This window comes from Flavobacterium endophyticum, assembly GCF_003634455.1.
Lineage (GTDB): Bacteria > Bacteroidota > Bacteroidia > Flavobacteriales > Flavobacteriaceae > Flavobacterium > Flavobacterium endophyticum.
In genome coordinates, this window is sequence record NZ_RBLC01000005.1 from 163991 (window position 1) to 178951 (window position 14961).

Sequence of the window (14961 nt, forward strand, 5' to 3'; positions counted from 1 at the left end):
TTTCTTTTTAAGTTAGTTGACTACTAGAATTCCTATGTCTTTTTTGTCTGTTCCGGCTGCTTTTAGGGGCGATTTGTCTTTTGGCAGGAATTGCTTCATGTCTTGATAGCCTGGATTTTTGCTGATTATGTTTTCTGATACTGCATTTCCGGAGAGCTTGATTTCTCCTGAATTGTAGATTAGGGAGTTCTTGATGGTGTTGTTTTTTCCGTTAAGGCGCAGCGGGTTGGTTATTTTTGAATTGTCGTAGAACACGCTGTTTTGGATTTTTACGTTTACGATTCCTTTGTTTTGGACTACTAGGTCTTTTTCTGTGGTACCGATTCTTGAGAATACGCAATGGTCGATGACTAGGTTGCCTCCAATCGTGGATTCGTCGTTGCCGCCTCTGTAGTAGTGCAATGTCCATTGGGAGAAGTCGGAGAAGACTGTGTTTTCAAGGATTACGTTTTCGGCGTTGTATTTTCCGGTATCGTCTTTTTCTGAGGAAAGGTTGATGCCTCGGAAATTGTTTCTGAGTATCGAGTTGCTGATTTTGATTGTATCGGCAAAGGTTCCTTTTGAGGCTTTGAAAACGGAACCGCCTTCGGCATTGGTGAAATCTGATATCACAGATTTATTGATGAAAACGCTGTACGAACCCGGCGTGTCGTCTTTTGGCGAAACGATGGCGTATTTTACGGCTTGAGTTTCTTTAGCGGTAAGGGTTGCTTTTTCGATGGATAATCTGGCGCCTGATTCTACCCTGAACAGGTAATTGGACATTTTTTCGGCATTGGGGTTAAAGCTGATGGTGGTCTTGGCAGCGTCTTCGCCCTGGATGGTGATATTGTCTGTGATGATGATCGAACGGTCTAAGAGGTAGGTTCCGGTGGCCAAGATGAATTTGGTTTTTCCTTTGGCTTTTTTTACTGCTTTTTCGAGCGTGCCTGTTCCTGGCTCTACGTTGATGGTTTCTTCTTGTATGGCTACTTTAGGTGCTTTCGGATTCCAAGAGGTTCCGGTCTTGTTGGCGATTACTTTTTGGAAAATGGAGCAATCGATATTGTTTTTTTCGCTTGGTACGAAAATGGCTCCTTCTTTTTTCCACGATAGTTTTTTTGGCGTGAAGCCTTCTAGCTTTTTGGTGTTTTTGGTGTCGAGCGTATTGTTTTTAAAGGTGATGCCTTTCATATCGTCAAAGAAAGCAACGGTTTCTGCGTCGGTGTCGTTGTAGATGATGTTGTCTGAAATCACGGAGGTTATGGGTGCTAGGGAACGTTCTTCGTCTTTACCTGCTCCTAGCTGGAACGGACTGCAGTTGTAAAAGATGTTGTTGGTAACAGTGGCATTTTTTACTTGGTTGTAGCGGTTGAGCGGACTGTTCGGCACGCCGTTCATGATGACTAGCGAGCCTCTGAAATCTTGTCCTGTCAATCCGTAGAAATAGTTGTTTTTTACGGTATGTCCTTCATTGATGACACGAACACCGCCTGTATAGGGCTGGTTGTTGCCTAAAAAGACATTGTTTTCTACGAGGCAGTTGTTTCCGTGACGGAAGACCATCGAGCCTTGGGATTCTAAAAACAGGTTGTTTCTAAAGGTATTGTTGCAGGATTTGTTGGAAATGATTTCTACTTCGCCATTGCATTTTTCAAACTTGTTCCATTCAACGATTGTGTTGGATTGGAACATGGAGTTGTGGCTGGTTCCGATTCGGATGGTTTCTCCTCCGTTGGCTCCTAATGGCGGGCGTTCTCCAAAATAGTTGTGGTCGATCCTGTGGTGGTTCTGGTGGTTTTCTTCGCCTTTGAGCCAGACTACGAGCGTACAGCCGTCGTTGTTTTTTCCGGCTACGTAGTTGTTGTCAAAGCGGTTGTTTTTGCCCCATAATTCGACCCAGTGGTTGGATTCGGCTTTGGTTTCTGGATTGTAATCGGTAATGGCGCAATTGGTCACTCTTGAATTGGTCGCGACTTTGTCTTTGCTCATAAAGGAGATTACGAATTTGCTATAGCCGTCTTTGAACCAGAGTCCTTTTGCTACTAGATAGTCTCCGGAAACTTTTAGGGAGGAATTGCCGGAAAGGATTACTTTTCCTGCTGTTTCGGCTTCTAAAAAGATGGAGTCTTTTGAGGCTCCTTTTGCGTTGAAATCGATAGCGGTATCTTTCCAGGTTCCGTTCGACATGATGATACGGTCGCCTGGCTTTACTTTGGAAATGGCTTCGTTCAGCTCGGCAATGGTGCCTACTTTTATTTCGACAGCGTTTGCGCTTGCTGCTGCTAGCAGAAAGGTACAAAGTGCTGTTATGGAATATTTTATGTTCTTCATTGTCTTAACGAATTAGTAGCCTGTATTTTGTGCAATCGTCGGATTCAGGTCGATTTCGTATTGTGGAATCGGCAATAGGATCTGATAGTGCTGCAGCGGGCCTGTATTCAGGGATGGGTGTGCGGGATCGTTGTATTGGAATTCTGTAGCAAAATGTTGCGACATCACGATTTCTGCTCTTCCGGTTCTTACTAAGTCAAACCAGCGGTGGTTTTCGAAAGCGAATTCGAATCTTCTTTCGTTTTCTAGGGCTAATTTGAAATTGAAATAGGTGGAAACATTGGCTAGCGAAAGGGCAGCGCTGCTTCCTAATGATCGTGTTCTTACTTCGTTTAGGTATCCAAGGGCTTCGGTATTTGGGCCGCTTTGTTCGTTGATGGCTTCGGCCATCAGCAATAGGGCATCGGCATAGCGCAGGATGACCCAGTCGCTTCCGCCATCGTCAACTCTTGTAAAGGTGGAATTGTATTTGGTCACGTGCCTATCGCTTCTTACTGAGTTGTTGAAGCCAATCCAGGTATCGGCCATAGATACTGCTTTTCTGGGATCACCTACTGCATAGGAGGTTGACATGTTTTCTGTAGGGACGTTTAATCCGTCTCCGTTTCCGAATACTACGTAGTTGTCGCTTTGCAGGGGTGCGAAAAAGTTAGGGTGCGGCGATCCTAATCCGACACTTCCGGATTGGTAACGTACGGCAAAAAGGATTTCGCTGTTGTATTCGTTAGCGATATCGAACACGGATGCATAGGTAGGCTGCAGGTTGAAATTGCCTGCAATTACTTCGGCTAATACGATTCTGGCTTCGGTAAGGTTGGCATCGCCTCCGGCTGTAATCAATGCTTTTCCTAAAAGTGTTTTAGCGGCATCTGCTGCTACTCTGCCTAGATTGGCTCCTCCTTGGGAAACTGGGAGTTTTTCGGAAGCAAGGCGAAGGTCGTTTAGAATGAATTGGTAGACTTCGCTTTGCGGACTTCTGTCCATTTTTTTGGCTTCGCTGCCTGAAACTGGTTTTTCGATAATAAAGACACCTCCCCAAAGACGGACAAGATTAAAATAGGCGTGTGCTCTTAGGAATCTGGCTTCGCCTTCGTATTGGTCGCGTGTTACAGGGTTTGTTACTACGTCGAGATTCTGCATCACTATATTGGCCAGGTTGATGGTCCTGTAGCAGGCTTTCCAGTATTCTTGTACGTAAATGTTCTGCGAGCCTTGCACGAAACGGTCTACTTCTCGAATGGCCAAGTCTTTGGTTTCGGTAGAGTTCGGATTCATGTAGGTATTGTCGGAACGGATTTCTGTCAGCAGCCATTCTCTGTTCTGCATGCCGTATAGGCTGTTGTAGATGGAGATTACTGCCAGATTCACTTCTTGCGGCGTGCTGTAAAACTCGTCTACTCCTATTTCTGAAATGGGCTGGAGGTCAAGTGTTTCGTCACAGCTTGCGAAGATAAAAGCCGTGCCGAGGAGCGCGATTTTTAAATTTTTGAGTGAAAATTTATATAGTTTCATAGCTGTTATTTTTTAGAAATTAATGTCGATACCAAAAGAGATTGTTCTTTGTACAGGGAAAGCGCCTCGCTGATAGCCTGAAATCAAAGGCGAGCTGTAGATGCCGCTGGTCGTGATTCCTTCTGGGTTTAATCCCCAGAAATCGGATGCTCTTATGTACAGCAGGTTTTCTCCTGAGAGGTAGAATCTTGCTTTTTTCAATCCTAGTTTGCTGATGAAGGCATCGGGAGCCGAAAAGCCTATGGTCACGGTTCTTAGCGACATATAGGAAGCGTCTTGGATCAGGTAATCTGTATTTTGCCAAGCTCTACCGTTGTTTTCGCGTGGTTTTGTGGCTGGAACGCCTTCGCTAAACCATCTGCCTTCTACGAAATCTTTATAGAGGTAGCGCATTTCGTTATAGTATCCGTCGCCGAAGAACACTTCGCCTCCGACAGAGCCTTGTACTAGGAAATTCAGGTCGAAATTTTTATAGGTAAAGGCATTGTAAAAGCCCCAAGTGAAATCTGGGAAAGGGCTTCCAAGCGTAGTCCTATCGCTGGCGTTGATGATTCCGTCGCCGTTAATATCGGCTACTCTGATTCCTCCAACAGCGTCATCGGCCGAGTGTGGGTTGTTTGCTAATTCTTCGGCATTTTGCCAAACGCCAATCATTTTGTATCCGTAAAATTGTACGGCTTCTTGCCCTACTTTGGCAATGTATTCTTCGTTTCTTTCGCCTTGGCTGATGAATTGTGCTTCGCCGCCTAGGGAAATGAGTTTGTTTTGGTTGGCCGCAATATTAAAGGCTGGCTTCCAGCTAAAGTCTTTGCCGCGTATGTTTCCGGAAACTTCGAGCTCGATTCCTTTGTTTTGGATTTTTCCGATATTGTTGAAATATTGGGAATGTCCGGTAATGTAAGAGACATTTTGCTGCAATAGTAGTTTGTCTGTGATAGAGTAATAGTAGTCTAATGACAGGTTTAATCGGTTATCGAAAAAGCTGATATCGGTTCCTGAATCGTATTCTAAGGTCTGCTCCCAGCCGATTCCAGGGTTTCCTAATACGTCGCCCGTTTCTCCTAATCCAGAGGTAACGCTTCCTCCGCCTTCGCCTAAGGAATAGTTGGACGGATATAGCAGGTTGGTGAACGAGTAGTTTGCGATGTTGTTGTTTCCGGTCACACCAACGCTGGTACGCAGCTTAAATTTGTTGATGAACTGGATGTTTTCTTTCCAGAAGTTTTCTTCGCTTACGTTCCACCCGATTGAGGCAGAAGGGAAAATTCCGTATTTGTTTTCTGGTCCGAATAATGAGGAACCGTCGGCACGCGCAGCAAGCGAGATCAGGTATTTGTCTTTGTAGGCGTAATTTACTCTGGCTAGGAACGACAGCAATCCGATTTGTTCTTTTCTGGTAAAGGTTTCGTTGGCATCGATAATGTTTGCTCCGTTTAGGGTCTCGATATAGTCGGAAGGGAATTGGGTTCCGTAAATTCCGGTTCCTTTGATGTTTGTTTTTTGGTAGGTCATCCCTCCTAGCGCGTCAACGCTGTGATTGTCGCCTTTCCATTTGTAGTTCAGCGTATTTTCTGTAAGGATGTCTGTTTTTAGGGTACTGTCGTCTTCGCCTATAGCTTGTCCGGTTTGGTCTGCCAATGAGTTTCGGAAGCGTTCGTAGTTGGAATATTCTGTATTAACACCGCCAGAAGTCTTAAACGTCAAGCGTTTTGTGATTTTATATTCTAAGGCAAAATTGGCCAGCATTCTGTAATCGTGGATGAATCTTGTTTCGTTTTCCATCCTTGAAATCGGGCTATTGTTGTTGGTTCCCCAAAGTGACGTGGTGAAATTTTGAGGCTGTCCGTTTTCGTCTATATAATCGAAATTTACGTTGTTGAAATGTCTTCCTTGTGCGTAATCGCCAACTGGATAGCCAGTAAGAGCGGAGGTATAATTGTTGTGACGCACGGGCATAAAGCCAAGCGAACGTGTCAAGTCTGAATATGAAATTGTTGATCTTCTTCTTTTGCTGTAGGATGGTCGTAGGTTGAAATCTAAAGAAAGCTTGTCGCTTAGTTTTGTTCTTACACGGCTTTGGAAATTGATACGTTTTAGGAAGTTGTCTTTCATCAAGCCTTCGTCTTCTATATATTGTCCGGAAACATAATAGTTTGCAGTCTTTCCGCCGCCGGAAACGTTCAATTGGTAATTCTTGATTGTGGCAAAATTTCGGGTTCCTTCGTCTTGCCAATCGGTTCCGCCGTTGGAATTGTTTGCGACTTGGCGCATTCCTTTTTCGCGGGCTGTATAGGCAATGGTGCTTGGCACTCTGTTTTCGATTCCGGCTAGGTAGTTTTCGTGAAGCTGGCGCTCGTTACGCAGCATGTCGGTATAGCTATAGGTATCGTACATGTCGATTTTGTCGTATACTGATTTTACGCCGAAAAAGGACTTGAATTCGTATAGTGTCTTGGATTCTGAGCCTGATTTGGTGGTAACGATGATAACACCGTTGGCTCCACGGGAACCGTAGATGGCCGTAGAGCTGGCATCTTTCAAGACTTCGATGGATTCGATGGTACTTGGATTGATGAACTCTAGTCCGTTTTGTACTGGAAATCCGTCAACAACTACTAATGGGTCGCTGCTGGCGCTGATAGAGCCCATACCGCGAATCCTGATTTGCGGTGCTTCACCGACTTCTGAGGTGATGTTCTGAATCTGAAGACCTGCGATTCGTCCTTGCAGTGCCTTATCGACCCTGGAAACTGTATTTTCGTCAAGATTTGTGTTTTCTAATTTTGATACGGAACCGGTGATTGAAGATTTTTTCTGGGTACCGTAACCGACTACGACTACTTCGTCTAGGCTTTTGCTTTCATCTTCTAGCGAAATAGTAATGTCTTTCTGGCCGTTCACGAGCACCACTCTTGTAGTCATTCCGATAAAGGAAATTTGCAGCGAGCTGTTTTCTTTTACTTCGATTGAAAACTCGCCTTCGTTGTCGGCAATTACGGTGTTTTTTGTACCTAAAATGGTGATAGAAGCACCAGGTAGCGTGGTATTATCCTTGGCCGCAACGACTTGTCCAGTCAACATATAGGTTTCCTGTGCCGTAATCAGGCCTGTCAGCATCAAAGCCGAGAATAAGAAAAATGTTTTTAATTTCATAAAAATTTATAGCTTACAATTCTGTAACATTAAGATATAGCGCATCCTGACCGGCTATTTGCCGATAATGCTTTTTAGTTCGTAAAATCTGAAAATCAGATGCTGAATCTTGACTTAAATGTGCAGTAATAATCCACTTCCCCAAGCGATGCAACTTTACACAATGTCATAACCGTCTTTTTTTCCTTACCGGAAATTTAAAAGATACTTTCGTTTAAATTCATCAAAGTATCTGTCTTGTTGCAGTATTCATACAACGTCTTGAAATGAAACTGCAGTTCGCGTTTGGCCTTTTCAGGATTTTTTTCTTTTATGGCTTCATATATTTGCTGGTGTTCGATAATATTGTCTCCCGTCATGGATTTGGTACAGACATGGTATTTTTCAAAGTTGGCAATGATTTCTGGCGTGATGATCAGCATCAGGGTATTTAGTACTGGGTTGCCGCTGGCTTCGGAAATTTTAAGGTGAAACATCAGGTCTTCTTCTACGGCATCTTCATTGCTTTCTACTTTTGCTTTGTAGGCTAACAATGCTTCTTCTATATTTTCGAGATGTTGTTCTGTCCTTCTTTCTGCTGCAAGGGCTACTACCTGCATTTCGAGCATGATCCTGCTTTCTACAAGCGATTTGAAATCGGGCTTTTTGAGCTGCAGGATATCGGTTATCATACCGCTTAGGGCAGGAACGCCAAGGTTTGCTACAAAGGTTCCGCTTTGCGGAAGTGTCTTGAGCAATCCGTAAAACTCTAGCTTTTGGATAACTTCTCTAACGTTTCCTCTGCTAACGCCAAATTCTTCGGATAGCTTTCTCTCAGAAGGCAGCCTGTCGCCGGGCTTTAGCTTCTGTGAGGTAATCAAATCCTTTAATTTTTTAATGATTTCTTCTTCTTCGGAAGATTTAAATCCATTTAAACCAAACTCTTGCATTTTAGAATAATAAATTGGTTGACCAAATATACGCATTTTTTTAAATTACCAAATAAGCAGGTATTTTTTATGTATAATAAAATTTTAAGTTTATTTTAATAATAATAATTCAATGAAAAAGTTAAAACAAATCGTTTAAATTTGAATTCTATCAGCTTTTAACACTGCAAACTAAAACGTTTTCGACAAAACACTAGCGTATTTTACCTCATAAATTTCGATACGCTGACGAATTATTAACGAGACGTTCACACTCCAAATCATTAAAATGATTATTTTTGTAGTCATAAAGGTACTATTTATACTGCATTCAGAAGAGTAAAACCATTTTTCACTTCCCACAAGCGATGCAACTTTACGCAATGGATGTAAAATATACCAAAAACAAGGAGTCTGTCGTCTGATAGTGCTCCTTTTTTATTTGACTTGTCTTTCTTCAACTATCCTTCATTTTAAATTTAAGAAGAACTATCTACAATTATTTACTTATTTAATTATAGAGATGGCAATTATTATTCGTTAAATTTAAACAAATCGCAAATTATTTTTTGGTCAACCAATTTTAATTCTATACTTTAGCCACACTTATTTATTCCTTTCGTATATGAAACGCATACTTTCCCTCCTATTTATAGCTATCAGTACCACTCTTTCTGCTAAAGCTACACTGCCGAAATTCTTTTCTGACCATATGGTGCTGCAGCGGGATGCTCCTATAACGATTTATGGCTGGGCAGATCCTGGTAAAACTGTAAAGGTCAGTTTCAAGAACCAAAATCTTGAAAGCAAAACTAATGCTAATGGTGAGTGGAGTCTTACTTTTTCGTCGCAAGCGGCAGGCGGGCCTTTTGAAATGGTAATTTCTGAAGATAATAAAATAACTTTTAAGGATGTATATATAGGTGATGTGTGGTTCTGTTCCGGACAGTCTAACATGGGCTGGAAACTGGAAGATGCCCTAAACGGGAAAGAAGAGCTTTCTAATGCATCGCACGAAAAGATAAAACTGCTGCAAGTGTCGAGAACGATGGCCGGAATACCGCAAAAAGATATTGAAAAGGGACAATGGGAAACGAGCTCTCCAGAAAGTGCTGAAGGTTTTTCTGCCGTGGCTTATTTTTTCGGAAGGGAATTGTTCCAAAAATACAATGTGCCGATCGGACTCATCAATTCGTCTTGGGGCGGTACCAATATTGAGGCTTGGATGAGCGAAGACTTGATGGGAAAACATACGGCTGCCCAAAAAGTAATTGCCGAGATGAAAGGCATCAACTTTCAAGAGGTCATGAAGAGTTATAAAAAGGAATTCACGGCTTGGGAGAAAAAAGCAGACGAACTGGATTTGGGCACAAAAGAAAAATGGCACAATAAAGATTACAATACGTCGTCCTGGAAAACGATAACCTTGCCTGTGTATTGGAGCAAAGCGAAGGTTACGCCTAACGATGGCGTCATCTGGGTAACGCGAAATTTCGAACTGACAGCAAAAGACTTGGCCAAAGATGAGCTGACCTTAGCTATCGGACGTGTCGATAATGAAGATATTACGTATATCAACGGCATAAAAGTGGGTGAAAGCACACAGAAGGATTTGGATCGTTTTTATAAAGTTCCGAAAAGCGTGCTGGTTGCAGGGAAAAACGTGATTACTATCCGCGTAAAAAACACAGGCGATATTGGCGGTTTCCGTGGCGATGCACAATCGTTATATATTGAAACGGCATCACAGCGACTTTCTTTGGCGGGGGAATGGAAATATGAGGCTGGCACAAAAGATATCGAAGAAGTTCCTGTTAGACAGCATCCGACAAAATATCCAACGTCTTTGTATAATGGAATGGTCGCTCCTTTTTTTGGCCTAAAAATCAAGGGAATTATCTGGTATCAAGCCGAAGCGAATTCTAAAAACGCGAAAGAATACGCCGGAATGTTTAAGGATATGATTACGGACTGGAGAAAGAAATGGAATGCAGACTATCCTTTTATATATGCACAGCTTCCTAATTATGCCAACCAAAACAACCGCTGGATAACATTGCGCGAATCACAAAGCAAGGCGCTGGAATTGAAGAATACCGGAATGGCCGTATTGATCGATGTAGGCGAAGACGATAACATCCACCCTATCCACAAGCAGATTGTTGGCAAACGCATGGCGCTGATTGCTTCAAACGTAGCATATGGCGAGAAGGATGTTCCGGCATCGGCTCCTGTTTTTGACAGTTTTAAGATTGACGGAAATTCAGTTACTGTCACTTTCAAAAACGGAACTTTTGCGCCTGAAACGGCAAAGGCTAACATCAATGGCTTTATGGTTGCGGGAAGCGACAAAAAATTCTATCCTGCAAATGCTTATTTACAAAGCGACATGAAAACCATAAAGCTCAGCAGCGATAAGGTTTCGTCTCCAAAAGATGTCCGCTATTTGTGGGAAGATGCTCCTGGAAAAATCATGCTTTATAATAAAGAAGGACTGGCAACACCCCCTTTTAGAACCGATAGTTTTTAATTAGTTGATTTAGTTTAGTTATTTTTATTTCGCAAAAGATAGCTTACAGGAGAAATCTTGTAAGCTATTTTTATTTTAGAGAAAACCTTTTGTCGCGTTAATGAAATAAGGCGAATCGTTCCATTGGATCTTACGATAGCTGAAATCTATCTTCAAGGTTTCTGGAAGGCAGTCCCAAATGCTCTTGCTCATTTTTTCGAGCAATAGTTTTTTGGAAAAGGTATCCGAAACGACCAAGCTGATTTCGCGTATGGGCTTTGGTTCTTTGAACGGCTTGAAGAGCTGCTTTTCTTTTTCATTCAATATGGAAAGTTCGGGTATGATGGCAAAGCCTAATTGTGCCCTTACTAGGTTTTTCAGCGTTTCAATAGAACTAATATCATACGAAAATTGTTCGCTGATCTTCCTGTCTTCTTTAAGACCGCAGATATCGAGAAGCTGTGCATTATAGCAATATTCATTTTGCAACAAGAGCAATTCCGGCTTGTCACTGGCTTGCAGCTCGTAAAAATCTTCTTGGGCCAAAGGATGGTTTTCATTCAGATAAGCTACAAAAGGTTCGTTGAAGACATGGTGTTCTTTTAAATTTGGATTTCCGGTCGGACTGGCCATTAATGCAACATCTAGAGCGCCTGTTTCGATATCGTGCATGAGATGGCCTGTAGAGGCTTCCTTGATGACAAATTGCATCTTTGGCGCCGCTTCTTTCATGGACTTTATGAATAGCGGAATCAGATAAGGCGAAAGTGTAGAAATGACTCCTAATTTGATTTCTCCTTCAAGTATGTTTTTTTCATTGACAACAAAATCTCTGATTTCGTTTACTTCTCTAAGGATTTTTTTCGCTCTCGAAATAATCTTAGCGCCTAAAACGGTCGGCGTCAACGGAACTTTTGTACGGTCAAAAATCTTAATTCCTATTTCTTCTTCCAGATTTTTTAATTGTATGGTAAGTCCTGGCTGGGTTACCATACAAACTTCTGCTGCCCTAGCAAAATGGCGTTTTTCGTCTAAGGCTACGATGTATTTTAATTGCTGAATTGTCATACATTATAATTTTATTTTATAAAGGTAAAAAATTATCAATTTGATTTATGACTAAACCCGCAATAAATTTGTCCTATCAAAAATCAACAACTAATAAATAAACAATTTAAAATCAAACATTATGAAATTTACAAGAAAAGCAAACGCACAATGGCAAGGAAAAGGAATGGAAGGAAAAGGAACCATCAGTACACAAAGCACCACTTTAGACAAGGCACAATTATCTTTTAAAACTCGATTCGCAGAAGGTGTTGGAACCAACCCTGAAGAATTAATCGCAGCAGCACATTCTGGTTGCTTCACTATGCAATTGAGCTTCTTGTTAAGCGAATTAAACTATGTACCGACTGACTTAAGCACGGAAGCCGTACTTACTTTTGAAGACGGAACGATTACCAAAATCCATTTGGAACTAAAAGGTGATGTTCCTGGAATCACCAACGAAGAATTCCAAAATACTGCCTTGAAAGCCAAACAAATCTGTCCGGTATCAAAAGTATTAAATGCCGAAATCACCTTGACCGCTACGCTGGCATAATCAAAAAGTTATTTTTCTAAACAAAAAAACCGTGCCTTAACAGCACGGTTTTTTAATTTTAAAACTATTTTAGAACATTACATGGCTGTAATAATGAACTCACTTCTGCGGTTTAGCTGGTGTTCTTGTTCAGAACATTCCACGCCGTCGGCGCATTTGTTAACCAATTGCGTTTCGCCATAGCCTTTTCCAGTTACTCTTTCTTTGGCAATTCCGTCTTGAATCATCCAAGCGATAGTAGATTTTGCTCTTCTATCAGAAAGTTTTTCGTTGTATTTGTGCGTCTGGCGGCTGTCGGTATGTGAACGGACATCTACTTTCATGTTTGGATATTGCTTCATGACATCAACGATTTTAGCCAAATCGATGGCTGCGTCTGGACGGATGTCTGATTTATCCAAGTCGAAATAGATAATCTTGATTCCGAACGTCTTTGCCAAATCGGTTCCAACCGTAATTTGTTTTACCGGCTTGTCCAATTCGATAGAAAGATCGGTTTCTCCAGATTCTTTCGGGATGATCGCTTTCAATTCCGTTGGCGTATAATCTTTGCTTTCTGCTTTTACGTAATACGCATTGCCGCATTCTACATCAAAACTATACTTTCCTTCGTGGTCAGCATAAATCGTCTTGATGACCTTGAAAGAAGCATCAGACAATGTCACACGAGCATTGGCAATCGGAAGTCCAGATTCTCTATCCGTAATTTTTCCTGATAATAACTGCTCGCATTTCAGCTGTCTTGTTTCTTGGAATTTATAGATATCATCATAGCCTTTTCCGCCATCTCTGTTGGAAGAGAAAAATCCAAAGCGGGTCTTGGTATCAATGATAAAGGCAAAGTCGTCTTTCGGTCCGTTAACCGGAGCGCCTACGTTTTTGATTTCGCCATAACTTCCGTCTTTGTTGATTTGAGTAACAAAAACATCCAATCCGCCTAATCCCAATTGTCCGTCCGAAGCAAAATACAATTCGCCTTCTTCTGTAATGTATGGAAAGGTTTCACGGCCTTCTGTATTGATCTTGTTTCCTAAGTTTTCTGGCGTGCCAAAAGTTCCATCGGCATTAATCGCTACCTTAAACAAATCCGACTGGCCTAATGTTCCAGGCATATCCGAAGCAAAATACAACGTCTTTTCATCAATGCTTAAAGCCGGATGCGCTGTGCTGTAATTGTCGCTTGTAAACGGAAGCTCGGTAATGTTTATCCATTTTCCGTTTTCAAGAACGCCTTTGTAGATTTTCAAAAGCGTTGCCTTATCGCTGTTCTTGCCTCTTTTACCTTTGTTGTAATTGTTTCTGGTAAAATAAACGGTCTTTCCATCTTTTGTAAAAACCGGCGTCGCTTCGTTGAATTTCGAATTTAGGGACGTATTGAATTTTTCAGGTTCCAGCATATTTCCATCCGAACTAATCTCAGCGGCATACAGCTTCGTAAATGATTGGTTGGTCCATTGGTGTTTTCTGTTGAAGATGCCTCCCGTGTCTCTTGCCGAAGCAAAAACCAATTTGTTGTCGTAAAAAGCAGTTCCGTAATCGGAATATTCTGAATTGATTCCGATGTTTTCTACCTTATATCGTCCAGAATTCGCCTTGATATCTTCGAGATAATCCTTATGCTTCGTATACAATTGCGCTCTTAAATCGTCAGCGTTCTTTTGGTTGAACTGCGACAGCATCTCATTGGCTTTTGCATAATCGCCAACCGATTTCAAAGTCTGCGAATAACGGTAATAGTATTCTGCATCAACAGGCTGGTTCATCGCAAAAAGCTCGGCATACCATTTATTGGCCTTGTCTAATTCGGCATTGAAATAGTACGCATTTCCAAGCTTCTGGAACAAATCAACCGACTTGTATCCTTTTTCAGCAACTCGCTCATAGGTCTTGATCGCATCTACATAGGCAAATTCTTCGTATTTTTTATCTGCAGATGCAAGTTTGGCTTCTTGTGCCTGGGCCGTCATTAAAGCAAAAACCGCCAAGGCTGTATATAAATGTTTTTTCATAATTACTGCTTTTAGAAGAATCTTGGAGATGTTACTTTATTGAATTTGTTGAACAGCTCGAAACGTAGGAATACCTCATGCGAGCCTGAATTGTAGTTGGAAAGCTTAGTCGTTTCCAAATCATATCCATAGCCGATAAAAAGTCCGTCGGTTACTTGAAAACCAGCCATCGCACTTACGGCGGCATCCCATCTCCAAGCCACGCCAAGCGTCAGCTTGTCGTTGAAAAGGAAATTTCCTGAAAGATCGGTCTGAAGCGGTGCTCCGTTTACGGCTTTCACCAAAAAGGCAGGCTTGAATTTGATGCTTGCGCTCAAGTCAAAAACATAACCTCCAATCAAGTAGAAGTTCATTCTTTCTTGGTTTACGGAAACAGAATTATCATCGTATCGGTGCGTTTCGAAAAAGTTCGGCACCGAAAGTCCCAAATACATCTTATCGGAATGAAGATACGCTCCTGCCCCTATGTTTGGCGTGAAGTTATTATTCAGGTCCTGAAAGCGAGGATCTCCTTGGTCGGCAGGATTCAATTTATTGATATCCAGATTAAAAAGATTCGCAGTAGCCTTGATTCCGAAAGACAGCTTGAATGTTTCCGATGTCTTTACCGTATAGGAGATGTCTGCAGAAATTGCATTCTCATCTGTCGGTCCTATCCTGTCGTTGACAAAAGAAAGTCCCATTCCTATATTGGTACCGTTAATCGGCGAGTTGATCGAAACAGCGTTGGTCACGGGTGCTCCATCCAAACCAACCCATTGCGTTCTGTGAAGTCCAAAGATGCTGAAAACGCCTCTTGAACCTGCATAGGCCGGGTTAATATTGATGGTATTGTACATGTATTGCGTGTATTGCGCATCCTGCTGAGCAAAGGTGGTTGCGGTTGCAAGAATCCAGACGAAAAGTATGATTATTTTTTTCATTGATTTATTTTGTTTATTCTGGGAACCA

The 14961-nt window shown here is 41.9% G+C and carries 9 protein-coding genes; 2 read left to right on the top strand and 7 right to left on the bottom strand.

Annotated features, from left to right (window positions below):
- Nucleotides 1-12: 12 nt before the first annotated feature.
- The 4 genes from CLV94_RS15290 to CLV94_RS15305 all read right to left on the bottom strand — a co-directional run bounded on the left by CLV94_RS15290 (nucleotide 13) and on the right by CLV94_RS15305 (nucleotide 7907).
- Entirely contained in the window at nucleotides 13-2313 is a 2301-nt protein-coding gene (locus tag CLV94_RS15290; protein ID WP_121377382.1) for a polysaccharide lyase 6 family protein, read from the bottom strand.
- A 12-nt stretch (nucleotides 2314-2325) separates the two neighbouring features.
- Nucleotides 2326-3825 carry a RagB/SusD family nutrient uptake outer membrane protein gene (locus CLV94_RS15295; RefSeq protein WP_121377383.1) on the bottom strand — a complete coding sequence of 500 codons (1500 nt, stop codon included), beginning with the start codon at nucleotides 3823-3825 and terminating at the stop codon, nucleotides 2326-2328.
- A gap of 12 nt (nucleotides 3826-3837) precedes the next feature.
- On the bottom strand, nucleotides 3838-6978 hold the full coding sequence (locus tag CLV94_RS15300; RefSeq protein WP_121377384.1) for a SusC/RagA family TonB-linked outer membrane protein: 3141 nt from the start codon (nucleotides 6976-6978) through the stop codon (nucleotides 3838-3840).
- Nucleotides 6979-7175: 197 nt separating this feature from the next.
- A complete protein-coding gene (locus CLV94_RS15305) occupies nucleotides 7176-7907 on the bottom strand; it encodes a FadR/GntR family transcriptional regulator (RefSeq protein ID WP_121377385.1) in 732 nt (243 codons plus the stop codon).
- Nucleotides 7908-8511: 604 nt separating this feature from the next.
- Here CLV94_RS15305 and CLV94_RS15310 point away from each other — a divergent pair.
- Nucleotides 8512-10416, top strand: coding sequence for a sialate O-acetylesterase (locus tag CLV94_RS15310; protein WP_121377386.1), 1905 nt, complete (start codon nucleotides 8512-8514; stop codon nucleotides 10414-10416).
- A 75-nt stretch (nucleotides 10417-10491) separates the two neighbouring features.
- Here the strand turns inward: CLV94_RS15310 and CLV94_RS15315 are convergent, their stop codons facing one another.
- Nucleotides 10492-11463 carry a hydrogen peroxide-inducible genes activator gene (locus CLV94_RS15315; RefSeq protein ID WP_121377387.1) on the bottom strand — a complete coding sequence of 324 codons (972 nt, stop codon included), beginning with the start codon at nucleotides 11461-11463 and terminating at the stop codon, nucleotides 10492-10494.
- Between the two features lie 121 nt (nucleotides 11464-11584).
- Between CLV94_RS15315 and CLV94_RS15320 the strand changes: the two genes are divergently transcribed.
- Nucleotides 11585-12001: an OsmC family protein gene (locus tag CLV94_RS15320; RefSeq protein WP_121377388.1), complete on the top strand. Its 417-nt coding sequence runs from the start codon at nucleotides 11585-11587 to the stop codon at nucleotides 11999-12001.
- Nucleotides 12002-12078: 77 nt separating this feature from the next.
- Here CLV94_RS15320 and CLV94_RS15325 read toward each other — a convergent pair whose 3' ends face one another.
- Complete coding sequence (locus CLV94_RS15325; RefSeq protein ID WP_121377389.1) at nucleotides 12079-14010, bottom strand: OmpA family protein; 1932 nt, start codon at nucleotides 14008-14010, stop codon at nucleotides 12079-12081.
- Between the two features lie 11 nt (nucleotides 14011-14021).
- On the bottom strand, nucleotides 14022-14933 hold the full coding sequence (locus CLV94_RS15330; RefSeq protein ID WP_121377390.1) for a PorP/SprF family type IX secretion system membrane protein: 912 nt from the start codon (nucleotides 14931-14933) through the stop codon (nucleotides 14022-14024).
- Nucleotides 14934-14961: the final 28 nt, after the last annotated feature.

Coding starts and splice junctions, on each gene's coding strand:
- CLV94_RS15290 (WP_121377382.1), bottom strand. CDS start 2,313: ATGAAGAACATAAAATATTCCATAACAGCACTTTGTACCTTTCTGCTA.
- CLV94_RS15295 (WP_121377383.1), bottom strand. CDS start 3,825: ATGAAACTATATAAATTTTCACTCAAAAATTTAAAAATCGCGCTCCTC.
- CLV94_RS15300 (WP_121377384.1), bottom strand. CDS start 6,978: ATGAAATTAAAAACATTTTTCTTATTCTCGGCTTTGATGCTGACAGGC.
- CLV94_RS15305 (WP_121377385.1), bottom strand. CDS start 7,907: ATGCAAGAGTTTGGTTTAAATGGATTTAAATCTTCCGAAGAAGAAGAA.
- CLV94_RS15310 (WP_121377386.1), top strand. CDS start 8,512: ATGAAACGCATACTTTCCCTCCTATTTATAGCTATCAGTACCACTCTT.
- CLV94_RS15315 (WP_121377387.1), bottom strand. CDS start 11,463: ATGACAATTCAGCAATTAAAATACATCGTAGCCTTAGACGAAAAACGC.
- CLV94_RS15320 (WP_121377388.1), top strand. CDS start 11,585: ATGAAATTTACAAGAAAAGCAAACGCACAATGGCAAGGAAAAGGAATG.
- CLV94_RS15325 (WP_121377389.1), bottom strand. CDS start 14,010: ATGAAAAAACATTTATATACAGCCTTGGCGGTTTTTGCTTTAATGACG.
- CLV94_RS15330 (WP_121377390.1), bottom strand. CDS start 14,933: ATGAAAAAAATAATCATACTTTTCGTCTGGATTCTTGCAACCGCAACC.